This is a genomic window from Sphingobacterium sp. Lzh-3, assembly GCF_046764375.1.
In the GTDB taxonomy this organism is placed as follows: Bacteria; Bacteroidota; Bacteroidia; order Sphingobacteriales; family Sphingobacteriaceae; genus Sphingobacterium.
In genome coordinates this window covers 6,046,018-6,070,459 of the sequence record NZ_CP177226.1, presented here as the reverse complement: position 1 = coordinate 6,070,459, position 24,442 = coordinate 6,046,018, and the positions used below count along the sequence as shown (strand labels likewise).

Genomic DNA, 24,442 nt, shown 5'->3' with positions numbered 1-24,442 from the left:
CAGCAAGTTTGTACTGCATGGAATACGAAATTATTAGACTTTCAAACGGAATACGCGTAGTATTTCAATATCAAAATTTACCGGTTACTCATGTCTGCATGGTCATCAATGCGGGGTCTCGGGACGAGTCTGCTGGAAAATATGGTGTAGCCCATTTTATTGAGCATCTTCTATTCAAACGAACAGAAAGACGCTCTACACAACAGATTATAAATCATTTGGAATCGGTTGGCGGGGATTTGAATGCTTACACGACAAAAGAATATACCTGTGTGCATGCCTCTATTCTTCAGCCATATTTAAGTCGTGCGTTAGATCTTTTTGAAGATATCTTTTTTCATTCCACTTTTCCTGAGATAGAATTGGATAAAGAAAAATCTGTCATTGTAGATGAAATGGCGTCTTACCTGGATAGCCCGGAAGAGTCTATTGTAGATGATTTTGAAGATCTGGTTTTTCAGGGGTCAGGTTTAGGACATAATATTTTGGGGCTAGAAGATCAGCTTCTTGCACTGCAAAAGGATGATATTGTTGATTTCATGCGGGCAAATTATGATACAAATGAAATGGTCATTGGTATCACGGGCAATTATACGCTTAAAGAAGTTGAGCGATTGTTATACAAAGTATTTGGGACGGTACCTTCAAATACAATAGCCCGTCTTCGTAATGATGTCAGACCGCTTATTGAACAGCATGTTGCCGTAGGTAAGCCAATTAATCAGGTGCATTATATGCTCGGTTCTTTAGCCTATAGCTATCGTGATGACCGTAAGACGGGGCTGCTGCTTTTAAATAATATGCTTGGTGGAATGGGGATGGGGTCAATCCTAAATCTTTCCATACGGGAGAAATATGGAATTGCCTATACCATTGAATCTAATTATACTATTTTTTCGGATACAGGGTTATTTAGTATTTACCTTGGTACGGATGAAGAAAAAGTTGAAAAGGCAAAAAAACTCGTCTTTAAAGAACTTACAAAGTTAAGCGAACAACCACTATCTGAAACTGCGGTAAAAAGGGCGAAGCAGAAATTTATTGGGCAGATAGCTTTGACCGAAGAGAACCGTATGAGCATGATTATCTCAGCGGCGAAAAACGTGATGGACTATGATCGTGTTATCTTATTGGATGAAGTAATTGAAAAGATCCAGCACTTGACGAGTAAAGAGCTGCTGGAAATAGCACAAGATGTATTTGATCCGAAGAAGATGTTGTCGCTTAGTTTTGTTCCCGAAGATTGAATTTAAGGCCTTACATTATTCCTTAAGAGGCGATGAATGGTATTGGATCGATCGGCCGAGGATGGGAATAATAGCTGGCTGAAATGAATTTATATTGCATATAAAAAGCAATTTATCTAAGTTTGCGCTTAGGGGAATTCGTTCTCATCAACCATTGACTGCCAAAGGCAGATTCAATACCTATGGTAGCAGACAAATAAACGAATAAAAAATATAAGGGATGAAAACAGCATATGTATTTCCTGGTCAAGGTGCCCAATTTGTTGGAATGGGGCAGGACCTGTATAATTTAAATGACGAAACGAAAGCTTTGTTTGAACAGGCTAACGATATTTTGGGGTTCCGTATCACGGATATCATGTTTTCTGGTACAGATGAGGAATTGAAACAAACCAAAGTAACCCAACCGGCTATTTTCTTGCATTCGGTTATTTTGGCGAAAGCGTTGGGCGACTCTTTTCAGCCGGACATGGTTGCAGGTCACTCATTAGGTGAGTTTTCGGCTTTGGTAGCGGCCGGTGCATTGAGCTTTGAAGATGGCTTGAAATTGGTTGCACAGCGCGCTAATGCAATGCAAAAAGCATGTGAGCTTCAGCCTTCGACGATGGCTGCGATATTAGGTCTGGAAGACGCCATAGTGGAAAATATCTGTGCTCAGGTTGATGACGTCGTGGTAGCTGCAAATTATAACTGTCCCGGGCAATTGGTTATTTCGGGATCTATTGAAGGGGTGGACAAGGCTTGTGCTTTGTTGACCGAGGCTGGTGCTAAGCGCGCATTAAAGCTAAATGTTGGTGGCGCATTTCACTCACCATTGATGGAATCTGCTAAGGTGGAATTGCAAGCAGCTATTGAAGCTGTAGATATTTTGTCGCCTAGCTGTCCGATCTATCAAAATGTTGATGCCAAGCCGCAGACAGATCCAGCGGTTATCAAGCAAAATCTGATTGCGCAGTTAACCGGTGCTGTTCGATGGACACAAACGGTACAAAATATGTTGGCAGATGGTGCAACGGCTTTTGTTGAGGTTGGTCCTGGAAATGTATTGCAGGGATTGGTTAAGAAGGTTGACCGTCAAGTTCAGACTTCAGCAGCATCAGTGACCGCGTAACAAAATATTCAGTATAAAAAGGATCTTTTTGCAGCCTCCAAAAGTGTTTAACTTTTTGGGGGCTTTTTTATGAACGAGAAATCGAAATCAACTGTAAAGTAAGAACCGTATTAGACCAAATGTAAACCTATTTCAGTATAAGACAACCATATCACTTTCGGACTTTGGTCGGTGCTTGTTCGGTGCTTGTTCGGAGCTCGTTCGGTACTTCTTCGGTTGCAACCGAAGAAACACCGAATGAGTTCCGATGAATATCCGTTTTTTGCCCGAGAAAATATTGGATCAGGTAGAGGGTGAAACTTATTTATCCTTAAACATACTATAATGATCTTTCATGACCTGCAAGACAAAATCATTGGGAGTCATTTTTTCCGGATGTTTAACCTCCATCACCGTTTCGAGGCGTTGTACTAAAGCGGTTAAAATTCCGACATCCCTTCTGTCAAAAGCGGTTTGATAGATTTCTTTGACAGAGTTGGCATCTTTGTCACTCAGTTTGATTACTTGAGGAAATAGAATTGGGTGATTATCGAACGTTTCTTCGTAGATCGTGTCCCTCAATTTTAAAGTAGGTTTGAGACTGATTACAGAGGTTTCTCCTGCAATATCTCCAATGCGCTGTCCGTTTTTGGATAAAACTATAGCGGTAATTGCAACCCCGCCCATCGTCATCCAGATGTCGATAATAGACAGGCTCCATCTAGACAAGTATTGATAGAAGTTGGCCCGGGAGCCGTCGAGTTTGACAACCTTTATTTTCATTATTTTCTTGCCGACTGTTTGGCCGCCAAAAGCGGTTTCAGTAATTAACGTATAAAAAAATGCCGGCAAAGTCAGGGCCATCATAACCCCATAGAAAAGATAGGGATCTCCTGCGTTCATGTTTATACTGTCCAATAGAAAAAAGCAAAAGAAATAATAACAGACTATAATAAAGTAATCTATTGCAAATGCGATCATTCTTGAGCCAAGACTGGCAAGATTATATTCGATTTTTACATTTTGCGCCGTATTTATCTCAAGCTTATTCATATGCAAATTAGTTGAATTTAATGTAATATAGCATATCCAGGTTATTTTAGCTCCAATTTGTGCTTTTCAATCATGGATATTTCCTATATTTGGTTCAGCCAGTTAAAAAAATTAATGAGAGAAGCATCCTTTGTAGAACGAAATAAAGAAAAATGGACGTTAATTGAAAATAATTTATCAATTAATATGCAGGTTGATCCAGATGAACTGGCCTCAAATTACATTGAGCTCACAAACGATCTGGCTTATGCACAAACTTTTTATCCTGAAAGTAAGGTAAAGGCTTATCTGAATGAATTGGCGGTGACTGTCCATCAGAAAATTTATAAAGATCAAAAAGCTTCCAATAATAAATTTAAATCTTTTATCACCGAAGAGATACCACAAGCAATTTGGGCTATCCGCAGACCGTTGTTGTACTCCTTCTTAATTTTTGTTTTGGCTTCGGTTATCGGTTTTTTATCCGCTATGTACGATATCGATTTTATTCGGCTTATTTTAGGGGACTACTATGTAGATTCGACGATAGAAAGTATAAAGGCCGGAGATCCTGCTGCGGTATATGGAAAGGGCAGTAACTTTGGGTCTGCAATTTGGATTACGATTAATAATGTGCGGGTTGCTTTTATGGCTTTTGCTGCCGGGCTATTTTTCAGTGTAGGAACAGGTTATGTCCTGTTTAGCAATGGCATTATGCTCGGTGCATTTCACCATATGTTTTTCCAGTATGGCGTTATGGGGAAAGCCATGTCGGCAATTTGGATTCATGGCACTATTGAAATTTCGGTAATCATTGTGGCAGGGGGATGTGGATTGGCCCTAGGTAATAGCATTCTATTTCCCAAATCTTTCACGCGTTTAACATCTTTTGTTCGTACGGCAAAGATTGCGATGAAAGTTCTCGTCAGCACAATTCCTTTTTTTATTATTGCCGGTACATTGGAAGGCTTTGTAACGCGATATTATAACGTGTCAATTTGGTTATGCTTACTAATTATCATTTTATCCTTACTGGCCATCCTTTATTTTTATGTTATTAATCCTTATCGACTAGCAAAACGATTTCAATGGAAATAGACTTTGAATTTCAAAAAGAACGGAAGGTAGGGGACTTTGTCCAAAGTTTTATAGATCTTTTTAAATTGATCTATAAACACTTTGTTTCTACTATTTTTGGTTTATCTGCTGTGCCACTGGCGGGTATTGCATTGGTCTATTATTTTTTGTCTACAAAAATTACGTTCTCTGCCAATAGTGATTCTTTTGAGGATATCGATGCTTTTGCATGGGCCGGATTACTCATTTTAGCACTCCTAGCTTTGGGGCTGTACGTTTATGGTATTTCTATCGAATATTTTGTGCTGCTAAAAGAGCGCAAAAGCACAGCATTTTCGGGAGCGGAAGTGCTGAAGAATTTCAGATCAAACCTAGGGAAATACTTTATGTTTTTGATTGCCATGATATTGGCACTAATTGTCGTTTTTATTCCCCTGGCCATCGTCGCTGTAATTTGTGCATTTATCCCTTTCATCGGAAGTTTTGCGATCGGTATTTTAGGGTCCATGGTTGGCATTTGGTTATTTTGCTCATTTTTATTTTATCGGGAAGGTTATTCGGATCTGGGGAGCTGTTTTACAGATGCCTATGTCATGCTGAGCAAAAAATTGATTCAGTATGGTATTGCCACTTATATCGTGAATTTTATTTTCCAAATGGCTGTCATGATGATTTCCATTGTACCATTGATCATCATGGGGCTTTTGTCATTCAACTTCCTCGGTATAGATGCCGCCTTTTTTGACTCATCCTGGGGGAAATTGCTGATGACATTGGGTGGCTTATTTATCACGTTATTTACACTCTTTCTGTACATGTCTGGGGTTCTGGCCAATGGTATTATTTATGAAACAGCCAAGGATCTCAAATTTGGCGAACGTATTTATGGCATGATCGAAAAGATTGGAGGAAAAGATGAATAGACTCTTCTTTTTTTTCGGTATCGCCTTATTATCCGTTTTTTATGCCTGTGATCCGAAACCAAGGGATGCAGATTCCAATAGTGATAGAATCGATTCGCTCAATGTGAGAATAGATTCTACCTTGGTGGGAACAGATTCTGTCCGCATTGACTCAATAGCCGTAAAAGCTCCTAATGGCCAACAGGAAAAAGACGAAATTGATCTGTGGGATCCAACATTATTTGATTCGATTCCAAAATACACCGAAGAGCGTTCGTTTAAAATGGATCCTTATCAGGATATTATCAAACGTTACGAGACCGATGATTTTGTTTATTCAGAAAATATTAAAGATCGCGTTGGTGTATTACAGCGCATTCTTGCCCGGCTCGCGGATTGGATTGGAAGCATCATGCCCGATAATCCTTATAAATTCCGGGAAGAGTTTGGTTATGTATTTGCCTTTTTAGCGGTCATCGCATTAGCCTTTATCCTCTATAAAGTGCTCTACAATAGGAAACAATATTTTATTAAACACGATGAAGAAGAGGGAGAGCTTGATGCTTTAGCGTATGTAGAGCGAAATCTAATGAATAGTAACCTAGAACCTTATATTCAGGACGCTATTACAACTAAAAATTATGCATTGGGAATTCGGTACTTACAGCTGTTAAATATTCAAAAGTTGGCTCAGACCGATCATATCAAGTGGAAGCAGAGTAAGACAAATGCTGAGTTTGCACAAGAAATACAGAACGAAGAACTCCGTCGGGGATTTCTGGAGTGCACACGGATATTTGATTATGTCTGGTTTGGTCAGTTTGAATTAATGGAAGCTAATTTTGCCCAATACCAGCAATTGTTTACCCAATATCAAAATCAAATTAAATGAAGGGATCGGTAAAATTTGGATTGATATTATTGGCTGTTGTTTTAGTGCTCATTGCGCTTATCGATGCAACAAGTAAGAAGCCGATTATCTGGGATCGGACCTTTGATGCAAAAGATAAAAATCCCTTTGGAGCTTATGTGTTACGTCAGGAACTAAAACATATCATTGACCAGAAGAATACAACGATTGAACGGCCATTGTACGAGTATCTAGACAGCGCAAAGAAAACAGACGTTAACCTGTTTTTTTACACCTCTTATTTTTCAATGGGAGAAGCCGCGGAGGATAAATTATTGGATTATGTGAATCGGGGCGGGAAAGCAATGATTGTGGCCGAGGAAATTGATCGTTATTTTTTGGATTCATTGGGTGTGGAAACGGATAGTTTTTATGGTTACAAAAAAGGTGTAAATATAAAAAGTCAGGTGCGCGTTCGACTGATGAATGATAACAATAAAATTCATTATGGTAAATCGGATCTTGGGGAAGTATTTAAAAAACTTCCTAAAAATACGACCATTTTGGGCGCGATTACCTATAAAGATTTTGCGTTACCTAACTTCGTGGCGGTTCAATTTGGTAAAGGGACAATCTATCTGCACCTGACTCCCGATTTATTTGGGAACTATTATTTGCTGAATTCTGCTTCGCAGTATGCTTATGTTGCGAAATCTTTATCTTATTTAAATGATAAGCCGCTCGCGTGGTATGATTTTAAAGCAAATATGGATCAATATCGTACGCCTTTGCGTGTATTGCTTATGAATGATGGTCTTCGGCAAGCCTGGTATGTTTTGTTAGCGGGACTGGTGCTTTTACTCGTGTTTAGAAGTAGACGCGAACAGCGTGCAGTGGCGGTCGTGGCCCCGGAGCCGAATCTCTCGAAAGAATTCTGTGAGACGATTGCTACCTTATATTATGAAAATGGTGCGCCAGGGAACATGGTAGCCAAAAAAATAGATTACTTTCTTCACGACCTTCGGAGTCGTTTTCACTTAGATACACTAACGTTGCGGGAAAATGAGTTCAGTGAAGAATTGGCCGAACGGTCTGGCGTTTTTCTTGCGGAGACACAGGCTTTGGTCAGGTTGATTGTTCGTATGCAGGATGCGAAAGAACATGACCTAGCTGATCTTAAATTGATTAATGATACTATAGAAGAGTTTAAACATAAAGCAAAAATGATATGAGTGACTTCGATAAATATATATCTTTTGAAAACCGAATAGATGTATCGGTTTTGTTCGATAAAATGGCTCAGGTAAAGGCAGAAGTTAAAAAAGTAATCGTTGGGCAGGATCAATTGATCGATATGCTCCTGATTTCCATTTTAGCGTCGGGACATTCCCTGATTGAAGGATTGCCAGGGGTTGCAAAAACATTATCTGCAAAATTGATCGCCAAAACCATCAATAGCGAATTCAAACGGATTCAATTTACACCAGACCTAATGCCTTCGGATGTAACGGGATCTTCGATATTGGATCTGAAAAGCAATGAATTTGAGTTTCGCAAGGGGCCTATTTTTGCAAACATCGTGTTAATCGATGAAATTAACCGGGCTCCGGCAAAGACGCAGGCGGCGCTTTTTGAAAGCATGGCCGAACAGCAAGTATCAGTCGACGGAACTACCTATCGATTACCAGCTCCCTTTGTTGTTTTTGCGACACAAAATCCGATCGAACACGAAGGTACTTATCGATTGCCGGAAGCTCAGCTCGATCGTTTCTTGTTTAAGATCAATGTGAATTATCCTGAACTTGAACAGGAACTGGAGATATTAAAGGAGCATCATGCTCAAAAGGCACTCAATAAAGAGGATCAGGTTCAGGCGGTAGTTTCCGCAGCAGAAATTTTGGCATTCCAAAAATTGATCAAGTCTATTTTTGTTCATGAGGAGTTGCTGACGTATATTGCTCAAGTTATTATAAAAACACGCACTAACCCAAGTTTGACACTAGGAGCTTCACCAAGAGCTTCGATTGCTTTGTTGGAATCCGCAAAGGCTTCGGCTGCAGTGAGTGGCAGAGACTTTGTTACTCCTGAGGATATTCGGAGGGTAGCATCGGCTGTGTTAGGACATCGCGTTATGTTGACTCCAGAAAGAGAAATGGAAGGGTTTACCACTGCCTATGTCATCGACCAAATCATTAATTCTGTAGAAATTCCAAGATAATGAAGAAATTAAGCCAGCTCTTTCTAACGAATCAATTCTTCTATTCACTATTAGGTATAGCGACACTCTTTACATTGTCTTTTTTTGTTAAAGGATTGTTGATTGTGTCTTGGATTGTTTTTTGGCTATGGCTGGCAGTTTTGGCTTTTGATTTTATTGTCTTGTTTTCAGGAAAGGGGCGAATCGAAATCACAAGGGTCTATCCGGAAAAATTATCTAACGGGGATGAAAATCCGATGCGGCTGATAGTGAGTTCTTTTTATCCATTTAGTACGAAAGTGGATATTTTGGAGGAGTTTCCGATACAGCTTCAAATTCGGGATAAGGATTTTTTGACCCATCTGGCGGGTTTTCAGCAATCGGACATTTCTTTTTCACTTCGGCCAACCCAACGAGGGATCTATACCTTTGGCCGTTGCATGGCATTAGTGATGCGTTTTGGTTTTTTTAAAAGAAGGTTTGTTACCAATCAGGAACAAGAAATACCATGTTATCCGTCTTATATTCAACTCCGTAAATATCAGCTTTTGGCCACAAGCAACAGACTGAATGAACTCGGAATAAAGCGTATTCGACGGATTGGTTCGGCCATGGAATTTGACCACGTTCGAGACTATGTTCAGGGGGATGATTATCGGCATATGAATTGGAAAGCTTCTGCAAAAGTAAAAAAGTTGATGGTCAACCAATATGAAGAAGAGAAATCACAGCCCATCTATTCTTTTATTGATCTAGGGAGGGCGATGCGCATGCCCTTCAACGACCTGACCTTATTGGATTACTCCATTAATGCTGCGCTGGTGCTTTCGAATGCAACCATATTGAAGCAGGACCGTGCAGGCTTATTAACCTTTTCAAAGGATATCAATGCATTTATACCAGCTGAGAAAAGAAATAATCAGATGCTCAAAATTTCAGAGACGCTCTATCAGGTGTCGACCAAATTTGAAGAATCAGAATTTGGAAAATTATACAGTTATGCCAATGCACATATCAACAAACGTTCGCTTATCTTTCTTTATACCAATTTCGAGACCTTAGACTCCTTGAGGCGTCAGATGAATTATCTATCGATGCTCAATAGAAGTCACATTATAGTTGTTGTCGTCTTTAAAAATGTCGAGGTGGAGGATTTAGCCAAAAGCGCACCGAAAAAAACGATTGACATCTATAATCAAATCATTGCTGAAAAGTTCATCTATGAGAAGCAGCTTATTGTACAAGAACTGATTCGTCATGGATTTCAGACCATTTATACTGCACCGGAAAATCTAACCATCAATTCCATTAACAAATACCTTGAAATTAAGGCACGTGGCCTTATTTAATGATGGAGGTATCTTTGACCATTACTTTTGTCCAGAGATGTTGATATTTCTCGATCGCTTTTAAATGGATTGGATGCGTTTCGTAAATGGTAATATCGTTAAGATCTTTGAATGTCACAAGTAGCGTGTAATCAAAGCTGTTGTCTACGACAGGTCTCGGGTTTGTCTGCGCCGGAATGCCATAATTGAGTGTTTTAATGACGTCGATCTTACGAAGTTCTTCAAAGAATCCAACAAAATTCTTTTTTTCTTTTTCACTAAGATCCTTTTTTAGCCAAAAATTAACAACATGGACAATGGTGCTGGACTCGATATGCTCATCCGATTGAACTGTATTTGCCCATGTGGGAGCAGTTACGAGCACCATGGGTGCTAGAAGAAAGTTGCGTCTTTTCATGATTGAAACGGTTTAGAAGCTTTAAGATACAAAACCTTCGTGAATTCAACAATACCAATGACGCTGATCGTGGGCGAATGGTTTTTGTGGTTAACGAAAAATAGGCGTTTTCAGCCAACAAAAAGGGAGACGTTATGCCTCCCTTTTATATTTTGATGGATGTTGGATGCTATATTCCAAACTCTGCTTTTACCTTGTCAATATAATCTAGTTTTTCCCAAGTAAAAAGTTCGACCTCAATTTGCTTTTTCTCGCCTGTTGAACTTTCGAACTCTTTGGTTACTTTTCTTGGCGTTCTTCCCATGTGACCATAGGCTGCCGTTTCTGAATAAATTGGATTTCTCAGTCCCAAACGCGTTTCAATTCCGTATGGAGTCATGTCAAATAAATGGGCAATTTTTTCAGCAATCTGGCCATCGGTCAAATTTACTTTGCTCGTTCCATAGGTATTTACATAGATTCCCATTGGATCTTTTACACCGATTGCATAGGAAATCTGTACGAGAATTTCATCTGCAACACCTGCTGCCACTAAGTTTTTAGCAATATGGCGCGTTGCGTATGCTGCCGAGCGGTCTACTTTAGATGGGTCTTTTCCTGAGAAAGCACCACCACCATGTGCACCTCGACCGCCGTAGGTATCGACAATGATCTTCCGTCCGGTTAGTCCTGTATCTCCATGTGGTCCACCGATAACAAATTTGCCGGTGGGATTAATATGAAACTTAATTTCATCGTTAAATAACAACTGAAGTTCTGGTTTCAATTGTGCTTTAACACGTGGAATTAAGATCGTTTTGATGTCGTGTGTAATTTTATCCAACATGGCTTGCTCGGTATCAAACTCATCATGTTGTGTAGAGATGACGATTGCGTCAATTCTTTTTGGTTTGTGATCATCGCTATACTCAAGGGTAACCTGAGATTTTGCGTCGGGGCGCAAATACTTGATTTCGTTATTTTCGCGACGCAGCTCGGCCAGTTCATACAGTAAGCGATGCGATAGGTCCAATGCCAACGGCATGTAGTTTTCGGTTTCGTTGTTTGCATAACCGAACATGATACCTTGGTCACCCGCACCCTGTTCCTGTCTTGTCTTGCGGTCTACACCTTGGTTGATATCAGCAGATTGCTCGTGAATCGCCGAAAGAACGCCACAGGAGTTTGCCTCGAACATATACTCAGATTTAGTATAGCCAATTTTCTGGATCACCGAACGGGCTATTTTCTGAACATCGAGGTATATGTTTGATTTAACTTCCCCCGCAAGGACAACCTGTCCTGTGGTTACTAGTGTTTCAATAGCGACGCGAGAGTCCTCGTCCCATGCTAAAAAATTGTCTATTAATGCATCTGAAATTTGATCCGCAATTTTGTCTGGATGCCCTTCAGAAACAGATTCTGACGTAAATAAATAAGCCATGCTTTACGTAATTTTTAATATTGGATTTGCGCTAGAATGAAATAACAGCAAAGTGATAAGAGCCGTGATAGCGAAGGGTTTTTAGCACTTTTTTACTGTGGTTGCAATCTCCTTGTCGTTGCCTTGTTATGCAACAGCACGCAAATCAGTCCACATTCTATTTTTTGTGCGACAAAGCTACAATACTTTAAGGATTATTTAAAATCAAATTTATATTTTAACTTTTAAAAGCTCAGCGAAATGCGTTAATAGGTATAAAGATTACATTATTTTAAGAAATTGGTAATTTCCGCTATCTTTGGATATGTCAGAACGTAAACAGATATTGTTTGTTATTAATCCTATTTCAGGAGGAAAAAATAAAACTTCCTTTAAAAAACAGGTGCTGGATGTACTTGATCTACAGAAGTTTGATCCGACCTTTCAACAAACTGCAAGGCCGAATCATGCGTATGAAATTGGACTGAAAGCGGTCAAGGAAGGCTATGATGCAGTTATAGCAGTCGGAGGTGATGGGACGATCAATGAACTGGGCTCCGCTTTGGTGGGATCTGGAATTCCATTGGGAATTATTCCTGAGGGCTCTGGCAACGGCCTAGCGCTCTATCTAGGGGTTCCTATGAATGAAGCGGCTGCTATTCGTCGGATTAATCGTTTTGAGTCGATTGAGGTTGATTGTGGTTTAATTAACGATAGACGATTTTTTAATATCGCGGGTTTGGGTTTTGATGCTTCCGTGAGTGAAAATTTTGCGAATGAAAATATTCGCGGACCTTTGGGCTATATGAAATCGGTCTTTAATGTGCTCAGCAAGTATCAGCCTGCACATTATAAATTGACGATTGATGGAAAGGTGTACGAAAGACAAGCCTTTATGATCAGCGTGGCGAACTCTCCTCAATATGGGAACAATGCCTATATCGCACCACAGGCTTCGGTTAATGATGGTATTTTGGACGTATGTATCGTGCACAAATTCCCACTTTATATTCTGCCGAAGATGATTTTTCATCTTTTTAATAAATCTGCAGATCAATCCAGTTATGTCGAGATTATTCCGGGAAAAAATATTCAGATCGAGGTCGATAAGGTTTCACCGGTCCATGTGGATGGAGAACCGATCGAGCTTGGCGATAAACTGGATATTTCCATTATACCAAAAGCACTAAAGATAATTTGTTAAGATCATGAGCAAAAATAAAAAACAGTCCTACGAGGGCGTAGTATATTCAACAGATGACAGTTTCAGCTATCAGCTGGCTGATTTTTTTCAGGAAGCTGATACTTTACCGGTCAACCAGCAAAACTTGAAGGTACAACTGGATCGTAAAATGCGGAAGGGGAAAGTTGTTACGTTGGTTACGGGGTTTGTCGGAAAAGCGGAAGATCTAGAAAGCTTAGGTAAATTGTTGAAACAGAAGTGCGGAGTGGGCGGAACGGTAAAAGATGGAGAGATCATCATACAAGGAGAGTTCAAACAAAAGATCTATGAGTTGTTACTTAAAGAAGGGTATCGCGTAAAATTAGTCGGTGGTTAAACAAGTATAACAAGGATATTCGTATTAAATCTAATGAATTGTTTATTAGGCAAGTATGGTTTTAGTCAAGACTATGCGATTGTTTGAAAACATGAGTAATCACTTACTTTTTGTCGTTTAAAATCCTTGATTTTTTTGCATATCAAAAAAAAAATGGCTTTCATTGTAAAATAATTATTGCGAATAAGCGATTTAGCATAGAGTAACAATGATTATATAACGGGAACTGCTGAGAAAAATAACACTGTTAATGGTGTATTCAGTTTTAAAAAACAAATTTGATTTTTTTTATATATTTAAGAGGAATATTTTAAATTTGACATTAAATATTAAATTTGCTTTGCAAAATTGGTTTCAAAAGCAAATAAGAGTGCATATAATTTAAACAACATTATATATTTAAACAACAGTAAAAAACTAAAAATTAGAAAAATGGCAAACGCACCTAAAACTGCTGCAAAACAAGAGAGCAACAACGGAGGATCTTTCTTCGCTCAAGCTGCAATCATCATCTGTTTCATCGTTGGTTTCTGTTTATGGAAATTTGTAATGGGTAACCCTGCAAACTTTGTTGATGGAAATCATGAAAATGCACCAATCCCAGGCGGAAGTTTAAGCTCTTACTTAGGAATGGTTTACCATGCTGGGGCTATCGTACCTGTTTTGCTTGGTTTATTCTTGATGGTATGGGTTTTCTCAGTAGAACGTTTTATCGTTATTAACAAAGCTTCTGGTAATGGTAACGTAGGAAACTTCGTTCGTAAAATTCAAACGTTAATTAATGGTGGAAACATCGATTCAGCTATCGCTGAGTGTGACAAACAAAAAGGTTCAGTAGCAAACGTAGTAAAAGCTGGTTTATTGAAATACAAATCAGTATCTGCAGATCCTGAAGTAAACACTGAAAAAGCTGCTATTGCAATTCAAAAAGAAATCGAAGAAACTACAGCATTAGAAATGCCAATGTTAGAGAAAAACTTAAATGTTATCGCTACATTAGTTTCTATCGGTACATTATGTGGTCTATTGGGTACAGTAACAGGTATGATCAAAGCCTTCTCGGCATTGGCAACAGGTGGTGCTCCAGATTCAGCTAAATTGGCAAACGGTATCTCTGAGGCCTTGATCAATACAGCAACTGGTATCGCGACTTCAACATTCGCTATCGTATTGTATAACATCTTTACTGCAAAAATCGATAAATTAACTTACTCTATCGACGAAGCTGGTTTCTCAATCGTACAAACATACGCTGCAAACCACAAATAAGAACTATGGTGAAAGTTTTTGATTTTATTTTATGGAAATCAAAAATCAAAAGCATCATAGGATAGAAGATTGAGTTTTTAATTTAAAAGGAAGAATTTAAAATGGGTAAAGCAAAAGTAAAAAGAGCCAGTACGTCGATCGACATGACAGCGATGTGTGACGTATCGTTCTTACTGCTTACGTTCTTCGTCTTAACGGCGACTGCGCGCCAACCAGAGGCTTTGCAAGTAGATACCCCAGCATCGACTACGAAAGATAAGTTACCTGATTCAAATGTAGGTATGATCACAATAGGCGATAAAGGTAAAGTTTTCTTCGGTACGACTGATCAACAGGTTCGTGTAAAAGCACTAGAAAGAATGTCAGCAAAGTATGGCGTTGGCTTTTCACAAGAAGATTACGATCGTTTCAAATTGATGGAAAACTTTGGTGTACCAATGTCTAAATTGAAAGGGTTGTTGGCCTTGGATGGAAGTAAGCGTACAGAAAAAGGTCTGCAGACTGGTATCCCGGTTGATAGTACAGAGAATACTTCAAATGAGTTGTATTACTGGGTTCAAAATGCCCGTCTTGCAGCTGAAGAAGTAAATAAAGAAAAGGAAGCTACTGATAAGAACTTCGTGCACCCTGGACCTCTGAAGATGGCTATCAAAGCAGATGCGAATGAGAAATATCCTTCGGTTAATTTAGTTATTGAAACATTGCGTAATCAAAAGCAAAACAAGTTTAGTTTCATAACAGGCATGCGTGCTGAGGAGAAATAATTGACGATTTAATAAGAACAAACAATGGCAGAATTAAATCAGGATAGTGGTAAAAAAGGCAAAGGCGGGAAAGTAAGATCCAAGAAAAATGGTGGTAAGGTCGACCTTACAGCCATGGTGGATTTGGCGTTCTTGTTGATTACCTTCTTCATGTTGACCACGTCCTTAAATAAACCGCAGGCAATGGATGTGGCTATGCCAGACAAAAATAAAATTAAGGAGCAACAAAGCGATGAATTGCTTACAGCAGATAATCGCTCCCTGACAATTTTATTGGGTTCTGACAATAAAGTCTCTTGGGTATATGGTCAAGTTGCTCGTCCGATCGAAGGTCCTACTGTTGCCGGTTACGGTGCAGATGGGATTCGTAAGGTCTTGATGGAGAAAAAGGCTTATGTACCTCGCGTTTCAGGCGGCAAAGACATGATCGTAATCATACGTCCTAGTGAAAAATGTACACAACGTAATCTGGTTGATATTCTTGACGAGATGAAAATTGTAGACGTCAAACGCTATATGATCGGAAAGATTACACCTGAAGAAGTCGAAGTGTTAAAACGTGACAATATCTATAATGATTAGTTATTAGATTGACACAAAAAACTAAAATAAAATGATAGGGTCAAAATTAGATATTTTTAAGAAAGAATGGCTTGATGTCGTTTTCCAGGGCCGCAACAAGGAATATGGAGCTTACGAGCTTCGTAAACTTGCGCCTAAAGCGACTAACCGGGGGCTTCTTGTCGTTATCGGCATTGTAGCCATAGCTAGTTTCCTTAGTGTATTTGGAAGTAAGCTGTTCCCGAAGAAAGCTGTTGAGGCACCTCCGGCAGTAACCGAAGTTACTTTGGAAGACCTTGAAGAAATCAAACCACCAGAACCACCAGAAGAGGAGCCACTTCCACAAGAACCGGAAGAAAAACCTCAACAAGTGGCCATGGATGTACCAAAAGAGGATTTGGTTCGTTTCCCTGAACCTAAAGTAGCTCCTGCAAACAAAGTTGTAGAGGAAGTTGCTTCTCAGGAAGAATTGAAAGATCCAAATAAAACGCCAGCGCGTATTACTTTGAAAGGTAGTCCGACAGGTACTTCTGTAGCACGTGGTGAATTTGGTTCGAAGAAACAAGATGGTGCTATCACTGGAGCCGCAAAAGGTGATCCAAATGGTAATGGGGATGAAATCCTTCCATTTAATGCCATTGAAGTTCAACCAACACCGATTGGCGGTATGCCTGCCTTTATGTCTTGGGTTGGTTCCAACTACGAGTATCCAGCTGCAGCAACAGAAAACGGTGTAAATGGTGTCGTTGAGGTATCCTTCGTTGTAGAAAAAGATGGTAGCTTGACAGACATCAATATCAAACGTGATTTGAAATATGGTACTGGTGATGCAGCCGTTAGGTTGCTTAAAAAAGCGAAGAAATGGAAACCAGGTATTCAAAATGGTCGTCCAGTTCGTGTCGCGTACACTTTACCAATTCGATTGAACCTTCAAAATTAGAATGACAAATTTTAATTCGGATAATAGTTCAAATTATAGACGGAAATCGCCTCTGAAGCGGTTTCTGTCTATTTTAGGACTTTTTATGTTTGGCTTTTATTTTGTTTTGGGCCTTTTGATTATATTCTGGGATAATTTCCCCATTGAGATTAATCCAACTTACAAAACAATCTTTGGTGTTGTGTTGATTCTGTATTCTTTTATGCGGTTTGTACGACTCTGGCAAAATAATTTTTAATTAACTGCCCTCTTCTTTTTGGCGACAACCAATTCTCTCTTCAAAAATTAAACTATTTTTTAATTAAACTGTCTTATTTTATGATGTATCATATGAGAAAATATAAAATGATTCTTGTGATGCTTGGCATCTGTATGGGCATTTTTGTTTCCTGCGAAAATAAAACAAAGCAAACGAAAGAGAGCGATGATATTCTAACGGGTAAATTACCCGTCATTGTCGATCAGACTTTGTTGCCTATTATTCGGGAGTCTGCGGATGTTTTTGAAAGTTCTTATCCAAACTCGAGTTTGGAGCTCATGGCACGGCCCGAGATTAAAGCGGTGAATGCCTTATTGTCTGATTCTGCTTATGTGGTTGTGTTGACCCGACAGTTGACAAATGAAGAAGATAGCTACTTTAAAAAACGTGGCATTCAACCTAAAATATTCCAAATGGCTTCGGATGCCGTTGTATTGATTAATAATCGTAACAGTACTGATACTATAATGCAGCAAAAAGACGTTAAGTCTTTGTTGGAAGGTAACTTAGGGGGACAGCGATTGATCTTCGATAATGCCAATTCAAGCACACTGCGCTATTTGAAAGATTATTTCAAATTGAACAAAATTGATCCGAAAGCTGTTTCTGCTTTGAAAGATAGTGAAGATGTCATGAAATATGTCAGTGAAAATGCCAATGCAGTAGGCGTTATCGGATACAATTGGTATTTAAAAGCGATAGAAAAAAATTCGAATTTATTGGATAAAATTCGTACATTGAGCATCGAAAGTGTTGGTAAGGAGGGTGAAAAGGCGAGTTTTTATCGGCCGTCCCAATCGACTATTGCTGATGGCTTATATCCTTTTGTAAGGCCTGTCTACATTATGAACTATCAGCCAAATATGGGCTTGGGGTTAGGCTTTAGTGCCTTCTTGACAGGGGATCGTGGACAGCGGATTGTATTAAAGGCTGGATTGGTTCCTGCTACAATGCCCGGACGAGAGATCATTATTAGAGATGAAAGTTATATTAAATAGATAATAAATAGTACAAAAATAGATTATGACAAACAGTAAATTATTATTTAGTCTTTTATTGGCTGGATCTGTGGGCACAGTGAGTGCACAAAGTTTGAAAGATGCTAGAGCAGCCATCGAGGCTGAAAATTATGGTAAAGCGAAAACTATCCTTCAACAGTTAGTGACTAAGCAACCTAAGAATGGAGATAATTATTTCTATTTGGGTCAAATTTATTTGGTAAACGACAGAGCGGATTCTGCCGCTGCGATTTTCAACCAAGGTTTGGCTGCTGATCCAAAGGCTACAATTAATAATGTAGGTTTGGGTTATGTTGACTTAATGAAAAAAGATAAAGCAAGCGCTGAATCTAAATTCGCTTTGGCAACAGCAAAATTAGGAAAAAAGGATTATGAGCCATTATTGGAAATCGGTCGTGCATATATTAATGCTCCAGAGCCTGATTATGCAAAAGCGTTGGAATACCTGACACAGGCGAAAGAGAAAAATAAAAAAGACGTAGCTGTTCCTATCGCGTTAGGTGATGCGTACCGCGGTTTGAAAGAAGGTTCATTGGCCTATACAAGCTATGGTGAGGCGACGGATATTGATCCAAATTCAGTACAGGCGAAAGTTGGACAAGCTGTGATTGTACGTGGCGCTCAAGCTTTTGATGAGGCTATCACACAATTGGAAGCTATCGCAGCAGAAACACCGGCATACGCACCTACTTACCGTGAGTTGGCTGAAACATATAACCAATGGTCTAGATTGCCGGGTACTTCTGACGAGAAATATGTCGAGTTAAATAAAAAGGGTGTTGAGCAATACAAAAAATACCTAGAAGTAGCGGGTGATAATTCATTGGAAGCTAAAATCCGTTATGCCGATTTCTTGGTTTACGCGCGTCAATATGACGATTTGAAGGTCGTTTCTGAGGAATTAGCGAAAAACCCTTCTGTAGATCCAAAAATCTACCGTTATTTGGGTTATATTGCCTTCCAAAAAGCTAAAGATTATCCGAAAGCCTTGGAGTACTTAAACCAGATGTTTAGCAAAATGGAAAAAGATCGTGTAATTCCGTTGGATTATATGTATCTAGGTATGTCTGAGATTGCTGCAAATAGCCCAAAACCAGCAGCTGCTGGTGCAGATAGTACGGCTACTGCGGCTCCGGTATTGACAGCAGAGAATACAGCGAATATTCAAAAGGGTATTGCCGATATTAAGAAAGCAATTGATTTAGACAAAGAATTGTTGGGAGAAACAGCTGAGTTAGCTTTTGCTAAATACCAAGAGCAAGAATTGCAAACAGCAGCCTCTTTATTCGAGCTAGTTGCTTCTTATAAAGATAACAAAACATATCTGTTTGATGCAAATTACTATGCTGGAGAAGCCTATTACCAAATCGGTGCTAAAGAAGATGCAGCTAGTAAAAATGAGGAACAAGTTGTGGTTAATCAAGAATTGAGAGACAAAGCAATTGCGGATTTACAAAAATCACAAACTTTCTTAACTGTGATCGAAACAACTGATAATAAAGAAGCACAAGATAAATATTTGATTAATGCGCTTTATTACAAGGCTTTTGCTGCATTGACGGCTGATAATTTGGAACAACCAAAAGGTGATTTCGTAGCATCCTTCCAAAAATTGATTGAAACAATCAATCAACGTGGTGCGCAAGAGAAAAATAAAAATTATTTAATCGATGCGAATACCTATATCGGTCTTTACTATTATGTAAAACAGGATCTTCCTAAAGCGAAAGAAAGCTTCCAGAAAGTATTGGCAATAGATCCAGCTAATGAAGCGGTTAAAGGCTATTTACAAGGTATTAAATAGGCTTAAGTAAAATCATTCTAAATTAGGCGTAGATAGTAATATCTACGCCTTTTTTGTTTTGTTTTTTACCTTGGAATCTCTATATTTAAAGACAGTTACCAATATAAATTTAATTGAGATGGAGCAAGCCAATAGTATGCCGATCGACTACTTGCCTATATTTATACAGCTTTTAGTAGCTGTAGGATTTGGAGTAGGTACCATAATTATTACACACCTTATCGGACCAAAAGTCCGCACAGAAAATAAGCTTGGAGCTTTTGAATCGGGAATTGAAGTTGTCGGAAATGCCAGGCAGCCTTTCTCCATAAAATATTTCTTGGTCGCTATCCTGTTTGTCATATTTGATGTTGAAGTTATTTTTATGTATCCATGGGCAGTCAACTTTCGGGAAATGGGACTACAGGGCTTGATCGAGATGTTTATTTTCATGGGACTGCTTTTGTTGGGCTTTATCTATGTGATCAAGAAAAAAGCATTGAGTTGGGATTAGATATTCCCGTGATGGTTGGCCTTTGGGCCAGCAATACTTAAACCTATAAATCGACTTTTCATGAGTGATATAAAATTGGCAGAAGCTCCTCCGGGAGTAGAAGGCGCAGGTTTTTTTGCGACAAGTTTGGACAAAGCCATTGGCTTGGCCCGAGCCAACTCGTTATGGCCTTTGCCTTTCGCCACATCCTGCTGTGGTATCGAGTTTATGGCAACGATGGGCTCTACTTACGATTTGGCTAGATTTGGTGCCGAACGCCCTAGTTTTTCGCCGCGTCAGGCAGATATGCTATTGGTGATGGGTACCATTGCTAAGAAAATGGCTCCGGTGTTAAAGCAGGTGTATGTGCAAATGGCCGAGCCGCGCTGGGTAATTGCTGTTGGGGCCTGTGCTTCTAGTGGTGGTATTTTCGATACGTATTCTGTCTTACAAGGAATAGATGAAATCATACCGGTTGACGTGTACGTACCTGGTTGTCCTCCCCGTCCAGAAGCAATTTTGGATGGCGTGTTGCGTCTACAGGATATTGTAAAGAATGAATCATTGAACCGGAGAAATACACCCGAATACAAAGCGCTGCTTGAGAAGTACGGAATACATACAAATAAATAGATGATGGAAAACAGTTTTTTATTGGATAAGCTCCAAGGAAATTTTCCGGCAAAGATTAACGAAATTCAAGATGCACACAATTTATTGACGATTGTCGTGGATACGGAAGATGTGATTGATGTACTTCGTTTCTTGAAATCGAATAAGGAGTTGCAGTTTATCCATCTGACCGATATTACGGCAGTGCACTATCCGCATTTAGAAAAGGAGTTTGCTGTGGTTTATCATATTCATAGTCTCGTTCATAATATCCGAATCCGGGTGAAGGTCTTTTTGTATGGACCGAATCCTGAGATTCCAACAGCAACCGTCGTTTGGAAAGGTGCGAACTGGATGGAACGTGAAACTTTTGATTTTTTTGGTGTCAATTTTATAGGGCACCCCGATTTGAGAAGGATTCTGAATGTAGATGATATGGAGGTGTTTCCAATGCGTAAGGAATATCCTTTGGAAGATCCAAATCGCGTAGATAAGAAAGATTTGTATTTCGGCCGTTAATTTATACGATATGAGCGAATTTATAAGCAAGATAACATCTAATCAGCCTGTCTTCGAAGACAACGATCCGCAGGACGAGCTGATTACCCTAAATATTGGTCCCACGCATCCCGCTACGCATGGCGTATTTCAGAACGTGGTACAAATCGATGGCGAGCGTATTGTGAGTGGCGTGTCCACGATCGGTTATATTCACCGCGCATTTGAAAAAATTGCTGAACATCGACCTTTTTATCAAATAACGCCTTTGACTGATCGTCTAAATTATTGCTCGTCTCCAATCAATAATATGGGCTGGCATATGACCGTTGAGAAACTGCTCAAGATAGAAATTCCTAAGCGGGTGCAATATATGCGTGTTATCGTTATGGAGCTTGCCCGTATTGCGGACCATATTATTTGTAATGGTATTTTGGGGGTAGATACGGGTGCTTTTTCGGGCTTTTTGTATGTGATGCAGGAACGCGAGTTTATCTATGAAATCTTTGAAGAAATCTGTGGCGCTCGTCTGACAACGAACATTGGTCGTATTGGAGGCTTCGAGCGTGATTTCAATGCTATAGCCTTTGAGAAAATACGTGAATTTCTGAAACGCTATCCTCCGGTCTTGCGAGAGTTTGAAGAGTTGTTTGTTCGTAACCGCATTTTTATCGAACGAACGTCGGGTGTTGCTGCTGTAACAGCAGAAGATGCCCTGGATTATGGCTGGTCTGGTCCTATTTTACGGGCGACAGGTGTAGATTACGATGTGCGCGTACAGAATCCTTATTGCTCGTATGAAGAATTTGATTTCGATGTACCTGTTGGTACAACAGGGGATGTATACGATCGTTTCATGGTTCGGAATGCCGAAATGTGGCAATCACTTCGGATTATTGAACAGGCATTAGCGAAAATAGAGAAAGAACCTAAAGGCGTTTTCCACGCGGAGGTTCCTGATTTCTATTTACCTCCGAAAGAACAGGTGTATACCAATATGGAAGCGCTAATTTACCACTTTAAAATCGTCATGGGTGAGGTGGACACCCCTAAAGCCGAAGTTTATCATGCGGTCGAAGGGGCAAATGGTGAACTTGGTTTTTATTTGATTCATGATGGTGGACGGTCACCTTATCGTCTGCATTTCAGGAGACCTTCTTTTGTCAATTATCAGATGTTTGCGCCAATGAGTGCAGGAATGCTGATTTCAGATGCCATTATAAATATGAGTAGTCTTAACGTTATAGCTGGAGAATTAGATGCTTAGTGTAAAACAACATAATGAAAATGTAACGTTTTCTCCAGAATTGTTAGCCAAGTTTGGAGAAGTGGTAAGCCGTTACCCCGAAGGAAAGCAGAAATCGGGCTTATTGCCCATTTTACATTTGGTTCAGGCGGAATACGGCTGGGTCAGCGCAGATGCGATGGATAAGGTTGCTGTTTACCTGAATATATTACCGATTGAGGTGTATGAGGTGGCAACCTTCTATACCATGTTCCTGTTACAGCCTAAAGGAAAATATGTACTGGAGATTTGTCGTACCGGGCCTTGTTGTTTGGTCGGTGCAGAGCGTATTATGGGGCATTTAGAGCAAAAGCTCGGTGTAAAGGAGGGCCAGGTCACAAGCGATGGGCTTTTCTCTTGGCGTGGTGTAGAATGTTTGGCTGCCTGTGGTTTTGGACCCGTCTTACAGATCGGTCCTGAGTATACATTCTATGAGAATCTGACAGAAGATAAAGTCGACGAATTGATTGATAATTTAAAAGCTAAAACAGAATAATATGGCACGTAAACTTTTGTTGACTCATATCGATGTTCCGGGCATCAATACCTTTGAGGTCTATCGACAAAAAGGTGGTTATGTTGCTGTTGAAAAAGTATTAAAGACAATGTCCCCTGAGGACGTTGTCGAAGAGGTTAAGAAGTCTGGATTACGTGGTCGTGGGGGAGCTGGTTTTCCGACGGGGATGAAATGGTCCTTTTTGGCCAAACCTGAGGGGGTGCCGCGCTATTTGGTCTGCAATGCCGACGAGTCTGAACCAGGGACATTCAAAGACCGTTATTTAATGACACATATTCCGCACGCACTCATTGAGGGAATGATTGTATCCAGCTTTGCTTTGGGGGCTCATACCTCGTATATCTATGTGCGTGGAGAGATGATGCCACAGATCAGAATTCTGGAGCGTGCTATTGCTGAAGCTAAGGAAAAAGGGTTTTTGGGTAAAAATATTTTAGGTTCGGGGTATGATCTGGAGATCTATGTTCAACCGGGTGGTGGAGCGTATATCTGTGGAGAGGAAACGGCTTTATTAGAGTCCTTAGAAGGTAAACGCGGTAACCCACGTATTAAACCCCCTTTTCCAGCGATAGCGGGTTTATATAACTGCCCGACAGTGGTGAATAATGTGGAGTCTATTGCAACCACAGTTCCCATTATTAATTTGGGGGGTGAAGAGTATGCTAAAATCGGTGTAGAGCGTAGTACCGGAACAAAATTGATTTCCGCTAGCGGAAATATTGTAAAACCTGGTGTCTATGAGATCGAACTTGGTCTGCCCGTTGAAGAGTTCATTTACTCGGATGAATACTGTGGTGGTATTGCCAATGGGAAACGAATGAAAGCGGTCGTAGCCGGCGGCTCTTCGGTGCCTATTTTACCGGCTAATCTGATCTTGAAAACTGCTGCTGGAAATAGCCGGTTGATGACTTATGAGTCATTGGCTGATGGTGGCTTCCAAACCGGTACAATGCTTGGGTCAGGTGGTTTCATCGTATTTGATGAGGATCAATGCGTGGTGCGTAATACCTGGAACTTTGCGCGATTCTATCATCATGAAAGCTGTGGCCAATGCTCGCCTTGTCGTGAAGGAACAGGTTGGATGGAGAAGGTACTGCACAAGATCGAGAGCGGTCATGGTGCTATGGAGGATATTGATTTACTGTGGGACGTTCAACGAAAAATAGAAGGGAATACAATTTGCCCATTGGGAGATGCTGCGGCATGGCCAGTGGCAGCAGCAATACGACACTTTAGGGATGAATTTGAATGGCATATCCTTCATCCGGAAGAGTCACAAACAAGAAATTATGGACTGGCACATTATGCTGATCCTTTACAACCAATAGTATCATAATAGA

25 protein-coding genes are annotated in these 24,442 nt (G+C 39.9%); 22 read left to right on the top strand and 3 right to left on the bottom strand.

All coding sequences use genetic code 11. The features are described 5' to 3' along the window. Positions 1-17: 17 nt before the first annotated feature. Positions 18-1,247 carry a M16 family metallopeptidase gene (locus tag ACLCDV_RS25395; protein ID WP_411972531.1) on the top strand — a complete coding sequence of 410 codons (1,230 nt, stop codon included), beginning with the start codon at positions 18-20 and terminating at the stop codon, positions 1,245-1,247. A 220-nt stretch (positions 1,248-1,467) separates the two neighbouring features. Next, complete coding sequence (gene fabD, locus ACLCDV_RS25390) at positions 1,468-2,358, top strand: ACP S-malonyltransferase (protein ID WP_411972530.1); 891 nt, start codon at positions 1,468-1,470, stop codon at positions 2,356-2,358. A 300-nt stretch (positions 2,359-2,658) separates the two neighbouring features. Here fabD and ACLCDV_RS25385 read toward each other — a convergent pair whose 3' ends face one another. Beyond that, positions 2,659-3,390, bottom strand: a complete 732-nt coding sequence (locus ACLCDV_RS25385; RefSeq protein ID WP_333577392.1) for an RDD family protein — start codon at positions 3,388-3,390, stop codon at positions 2,659-2,661. Positions 3,391-3,504: 114 nt separating this feature from the next. Here ACLCDV_RS25385 and ACLCDV_RS25380 point away from each other — a divergent pair, with 114 nt between their 5' ends. Genes ACLCDV_RS25380 through ACLCDV_RS25355 form a run of 6 tightly spaced genes read left to right on the top strand, consistent with a single transcriptional unit; the run spans position 3,505 to position 9,744 of the window. Continuing rightward, positions 3,505-4,467, top strand: a complete 963-nt coding sequence (locus ACLCDV_RS25380; RefSeq protein ID WP_411972529.1) for a stage II sporulation protein M — start codon at positions 3,505-3,507, stop codon at positions 4,465-4,467. Continuing rightward, entirely contained in the window at positions 4,458-5,369 is a 912-nt protein-coding gene (locus ACLCDV_RS25375; protein WP_317669082.1) for an ABC transporter permease, read from the top strand. The genes ACLCDV_RS25380 and ACLCDV_RS25375 overlap by 10 nt, the downstream gene beginning before the upstream one ends. Next, entirely contained in the window at positions 5,362-6,240 is an 879-nt protein-coding gene (locus ACLCDV_RS25370; RefSeq protein WP_411972528.1) for a DUF4129 domain-containing protein, read from the top strand. The genes ACLCDV_RS25375 and ACLCDV_RS25370 overlap by 8 nt, the downstream gene beginning before the upstream one ends. Then, positions 6,237-7,430, top strand: coding sequence for a DUF4350 domain-containing protein (locus ACLCDV_RS25365; RefSeq protein ID WP_317669084.1), 1,194 nt, complete (start codon positions 6,237-6,239; stop codon positions 7,428-7,430). The genes ACLCDV_RS25370 and ACLCDV_RS25365 overlap by 4 nt, the downstream gene beginning before the upstream one ends. Next, complete coding sequence (locus tag ACLCDV_RS25360) at positions 7,427-8,416, top strand: MoxR family ATPase (RefSeq protein WP_317669085.1); 990 nt, start codon at positions 7,427-7,429, stop codon at positions 8,414-8,416. The genes ACLCDV_RS25365 and ACLCDV_RS25360 overlap by 4 nt, the downstream gene beginning before the upstream one ends. Continuing rightward, a complete protein-coding gene (locus ACLCDV_RS25355) occupies positions 8,416-9,744 on the top strand; it encodes a DUF58 domain-containing protein (RefSeq protein ID WP_317669086.1) in 1,329 nt (442 codons plus the stop codon). The genes ACLCDV_RS25360 and ACLCDV_RS25355 overlap by 1 nt, the downstream gene beginning before the upstream one ends. Here ACLCDV_RS25355 and ACLCDV_RS25350 read toward each other — a convergent pair. Then, on the bottom strand, positions 9,737-10,141 hold the full coding sequence (locus ACLCDV_RS25350) for a Dabb family protein (RefSeq protein WP_317669087.1): 405 nt from the start codon (positions 10,139-10,141) through the stop codon (positions 9,737-9,739). The genes ACLCDV_RS25355 and ACLCDV_RS25350 overlap by 8 nt on opposite strands. 169 nt (positions 10,142-10,310) lie before the next feature. Continuing rightward, positions 10,311-11,564: a methionine adenosyltransferase gene (gene metK, locus ACLCDV_RS25345; protein WP_317669088.1), complete on the bottom strand. Its 1,254-nt coding sequence runs from the start codon at positions 11,562-11,564 to the stop codon at positions 10,311-10,313. Positions 11,565-11,868: 304 nt separating this feature from the next. Between metK and ACLCDV_RS25340 the strand changes: the two genes are divergently transcribed. The 14 genes from ACLCDV_RS25340 (at position 11,869) to nuoF (ending at position 24,438) form a co-directional block, all read left to right on the top strand. Beyond that, complete coding sequence (locus ACLCDV_RS25340) at positions 11,869-12,747, top strand: diacylglycerol kinase family lipid kinase (RefSeq protein ID WP_317669089.1); 879 nt, start codon at positions 11,869-11,871, stop codon at positions 12,745-12,747. Between the two features lie 4 nt (positions 12,748-12,751). Continuing rightward, complete coding sequence (locus ACLCDV_RS25335) at positions 12,752-13,102, top strand: translation initiation factor (RefSeq protein WP_317669090.1); 351 nt, start codon at positions 12,752-12,754, stop codon at positions 13,100-13,102. A gap of 432 nt (positions 13,103-13,534) precedes the next feature. Further along, positions 13,535-14,371, top strand: coding sequence for a MotA/TolQ/ExbB proton channel family protein (locus ACLCDV_RS25330; RefSeq protein WP_286843400.1), 837 nt, complete (start codon positions 13,535-13,537; stop codon positions 14,369-14,371). 101 nt (positions 14,372-14,472) lie between these two features. After that, positions 14,473-15,135, top strand: coding sequence for a biopolymer transporter ExbD (locus tag ACLCDV_RS25325; RefSeq protein ID WP_317669091.1), 663 nt, complete (start codon positions 14,473-14,475; stop codon positions 15,133-15,135). Between the two features lie 24 nt (positions 15,136-15,159). Continuing rightward, complete coding sequence (locus tag ACLCDV_RS25320; RefSeq protein ID WP_312334938.1) at positions 15,160-15,717, top strand: biopolymer transporter ExbD; 558 nt, start codon at positions 15,160-15,162, stop codon at positions 15,715-15,717. 31 nt (positions 15,718-15,748) lie between these two features. Then, positions 15,749-16,636: a TonB family protein gene (locus ACLCDV_RS25315; protein WP_333627268.1), complete on the top strand. Its 888-nt coding sequence runs from the start codon at positions 15,749-15,751 to the stop codon at positions 16,634-16,636. A 330-nt stretch (positions 16,637-16,966) separates the two neighbouring features. Beyond that, entirely contained in the window at positions 16,967-17,893 is a 927-nt protein-coding gene (locus ACLCDV_RS25310; protein ID WP_411972527.1) for a PstS family phosphate ABC transporter substrate-binding protein, read from the top strand. A gap of 25 nt (positions 17,894-17,918) precedes the next feature. After that, the gene (locus ACLCDV_RS25305; protein WP_317669093.1) at positions 17,919-19,718 is read left to right on the top strand and encodes a tetratricopeptide repeat protein; all 1,800 of its coding nucleotides are present in this window, start codon (positions 17,919-17,921) and stop codon (positions 19,716-19,718) included. Positions 19,719-19,836: 118 nt separating this feature from the next. Further along, the gene (locus ACLCDV_RS25300; RefSeq protein WP_088163316.1) at positions 19,837-20,211 is read left to right on the top strand and encodes an NADH-quinone oxidoreductase subunit A; all 375 of its coding nucleotides are present in this window, start codon (positions 19,837-19,839) and stop codon (positions 20,209-20,211) included. Between the two features lie 60 nt (positions 20,212-20,271). Further along, positions 20,272-20,823, top strand: a complete 552-nt coding sequence (locus tag ACLCDV_RS25295) for an NADH-quinone oxidoreductase subunit B (protein WP_075990308.1) — start codon at positions 20,272-20,274, stop codon at positions 20,821-20,823. Next, positions 20,824-21,321, top strand: coding sequence for an NADH-quinone oxidoreductase subunit C (locus tag ACLCDV_RS25290; protein WP_075990307.1), 498 nt, complete (start codon positions 20,824-20,826; stop codon positions 21,319-21,321). It abuts the gene before it with no gap. A gap of 10 nt (positions 21,322-21,331) precedes the next feature. Next, on the top strand, positions 21,332-22,567 hold the full coding sequence (locus ACLCDV_RS25285; protein ID WP_317669094.1) for an NADH-quinone oxidoreductase subunit D: 1,236 nt from the start codon (positions 21,332-21,334) through the stop codon (positions 22,565-22,567). After that, positions 22,560-23,081 carry a complex I 24 kDa subunit family protein gene (gene nuoE / locus ACLCDV_RS25280; RefSeq protein ID WP_075990305.1) on the top strand — a complete coding sequence of 174 codons (522 nt, stop codon included), beginning with the start codon at positions 22,560-22,562 and terminating at the stop codon, positions 23,079-23,081. The genes ACLCDV_RS25285 and nuoE overlap by 8 nt, the downstream gene beginning before the upstream one ends. 1 nt (position 23,082) lies before the next feature. Further along, entirely contained in the window at positions 23,083-24,438 is a 1,356-nt protein-coding gene (gene nuoF, locus ACLCDV_RS25275; RefSeq protein ID WP_153844502.1) for an NADH-quinone oxidoreductase subunit NuoF, read from the top strand. Positions 24,439-24,442: the final 4 nt, after the last annotated feature.

Bases quoted from the DNA above. Each gene is read 5' to 3' on its own strand.
- ACLCDV_RS25395 (WP_411972531.1), top strand. From the start codon at position 18: ATGGAATACGAAATTATTAGACTTTCAAACGGAATACGCGTAGTATTT.
- fabD (WP_411972530.1), top strand. From the start codon at position 1,468: ATGAAAACAGCATATGTATTTCCTGGTCAAGGTGCCCAATTTGTTGGA.
- ACLCDV_RS25385 (WP_333577392.1), bottom strand. From the start codon at position 3,390: ATGAATAAGCTTGAGATAAATACGGCGCAAAATGTAAAAATCGAATAT.
- ACLCDV_RS25380 (WP_411972529.1), top strand. From the start codon at position 3,505: ATGAGAGAAGCATCCTTTGTAGAACGAAATAAAGAAAAATGGACGTTA.
- ACLCDV_RS25375 (WP_317669082.1), top strand. From the start codon at position 4,458: ATGGAAATAGACTTTGAATTTCAAAAAGAACGGAAGGTAGGGGACTTT.
- ACLCDV_RS25370 (WP_411972528.1), top strand. From the start codon at position 5,362: ATGAATAGACTCTTCTTTTTTTTCGGTATCGCCTTATTATCCGTTTTT.
- ACLCDV_RS25365 (WP_317669084.1), top strand. From the start codon at position 6,237: ATGAAGGGATCGGTAAAATTTGGATTGATATTATTGGCTGTTGTTTTA.
- ACLCDV_RS25360 (WP_317669085.1), top strand. From the start codon at position 7,427: ATGAGTGACTTCGATAAATATATATCTTTTGAAAACCGAATAGATGTA.
- ACLCDV_RS25355 (WP_317669086.1), top strand. From the start codon at position 8,416: ATGAAGAAATTAAGCCAGCTCTTTCTAACGAATCAATTCTTCTATTCA.
- ACLCDV_RS25350 (WP_317669087.1), bottom strand. From the start codon at position 10,141: ATGAAAAGACGCAACTTTCTTCTAGCACCCATGGTGCTCGTAACTGCT.
- metK (WP_317669088.1), bottom strand. From the start codon at position 11,564: ATGGCTTATTTATTTACGTCAGAATCTGTTTCTGAAGGGCATCCAGAC.
- ACLCDV_RS25340 (WP_317669089.1), top strand. From the start codon at position 11,869: ATGTCAGAACGTAAACAGATATTGTTTGTTATTAATCCTATTTCAGGA.
- ACLCDV_RS25335 (WP_317669090.1), top strand. From the start codon at position 12,752: ATGAGCAAAAATAAAAAACAGTCCTACGAGGGCGTAGTATATTCAACA.
- ACLCDV_RS25330 (WP_286843400.1), top strand. From the start codon at position 13,535: ATGGCAAACGCACCTAAAACTGCTGCAAAACAAGAGAGCAACAACGGA.
- ACLCDV_RS25325 (WP_317669091.1), top strand. From the start codon at position 14,473: ATGGGTAAAGCAAAAGTAAAAAGAGCCAGTACGTCGATCGACATGACA.
- ACLCDV_RS25320 (WP_312334938.1), top strand. From the start codon at position 15,160: ATGGCAGAATTAAATCAGGATAGTGGTAAAAAAGGCAAAGGCGGGAAA.
- ACLCDV_RS25315 (WP_333627268.1), top strand. From the start codon at position 15,749: ATGATAGGGTCAAAATTAGATATTTTTAAGAAAGAATGGCTTGATGTC.
- ACLCDV_RS25310 (WP_411972527.1), top strand. From the start codon at position 16,967: ATGAGAAAATATAAAATGATTCTTGTGATGCTTGGCATCTGTATGGGC.
- ACLCDV_RS25305 (WP_317669093.1), top strand. From the start codon at position 17,919: ATGACAAACAGTAAATTATTATTTAGTCTTTTATTGGCTGGATCTGTG.
- ACLCDV_RS25300 (WP_088163316.1), top strand. From the start codon at position 19,837: ATGGAGCAAGCCAATAGTATGCCGATCGACTACTTGCCTATATTTATA.
- ACLCDV_RS25295 (WP_075990308.1), top strand. From the start codon at position 20,272: ATGAGTGATATAAAATTGGCAGAAGCTCCTCCGGGAGTAGAAGGCGCA.
- ACLCDV_RS25290 (WP_075990307.1), top strand. From the start codon at position 20,824: ATGATGGAAAACAGTTTTTTATTGGATAAGCTCCAAGGAAATTTTCCG.
- ACLCDV_RS25285 (WP_317669094.1), top strand. From the start codon at position 21,332: ATGAGCGAATTTATAAGCAAGATAACATCTAATCAGCCTGTCTTCGAA.
- nuoE (WP_075990305.1), top strand. From the start codon at position 22,560: ATGCTTAGTGTAAAACAACATAATGAAAATGTAACGTTTTCTCCAGAA.
- nuoF (WP_153844502.1), top strand. From the start codon at position 23,083: ATGGCACGTAAACTTTTGTTGACTCATATCGATGTTCCGGGCATCAAT.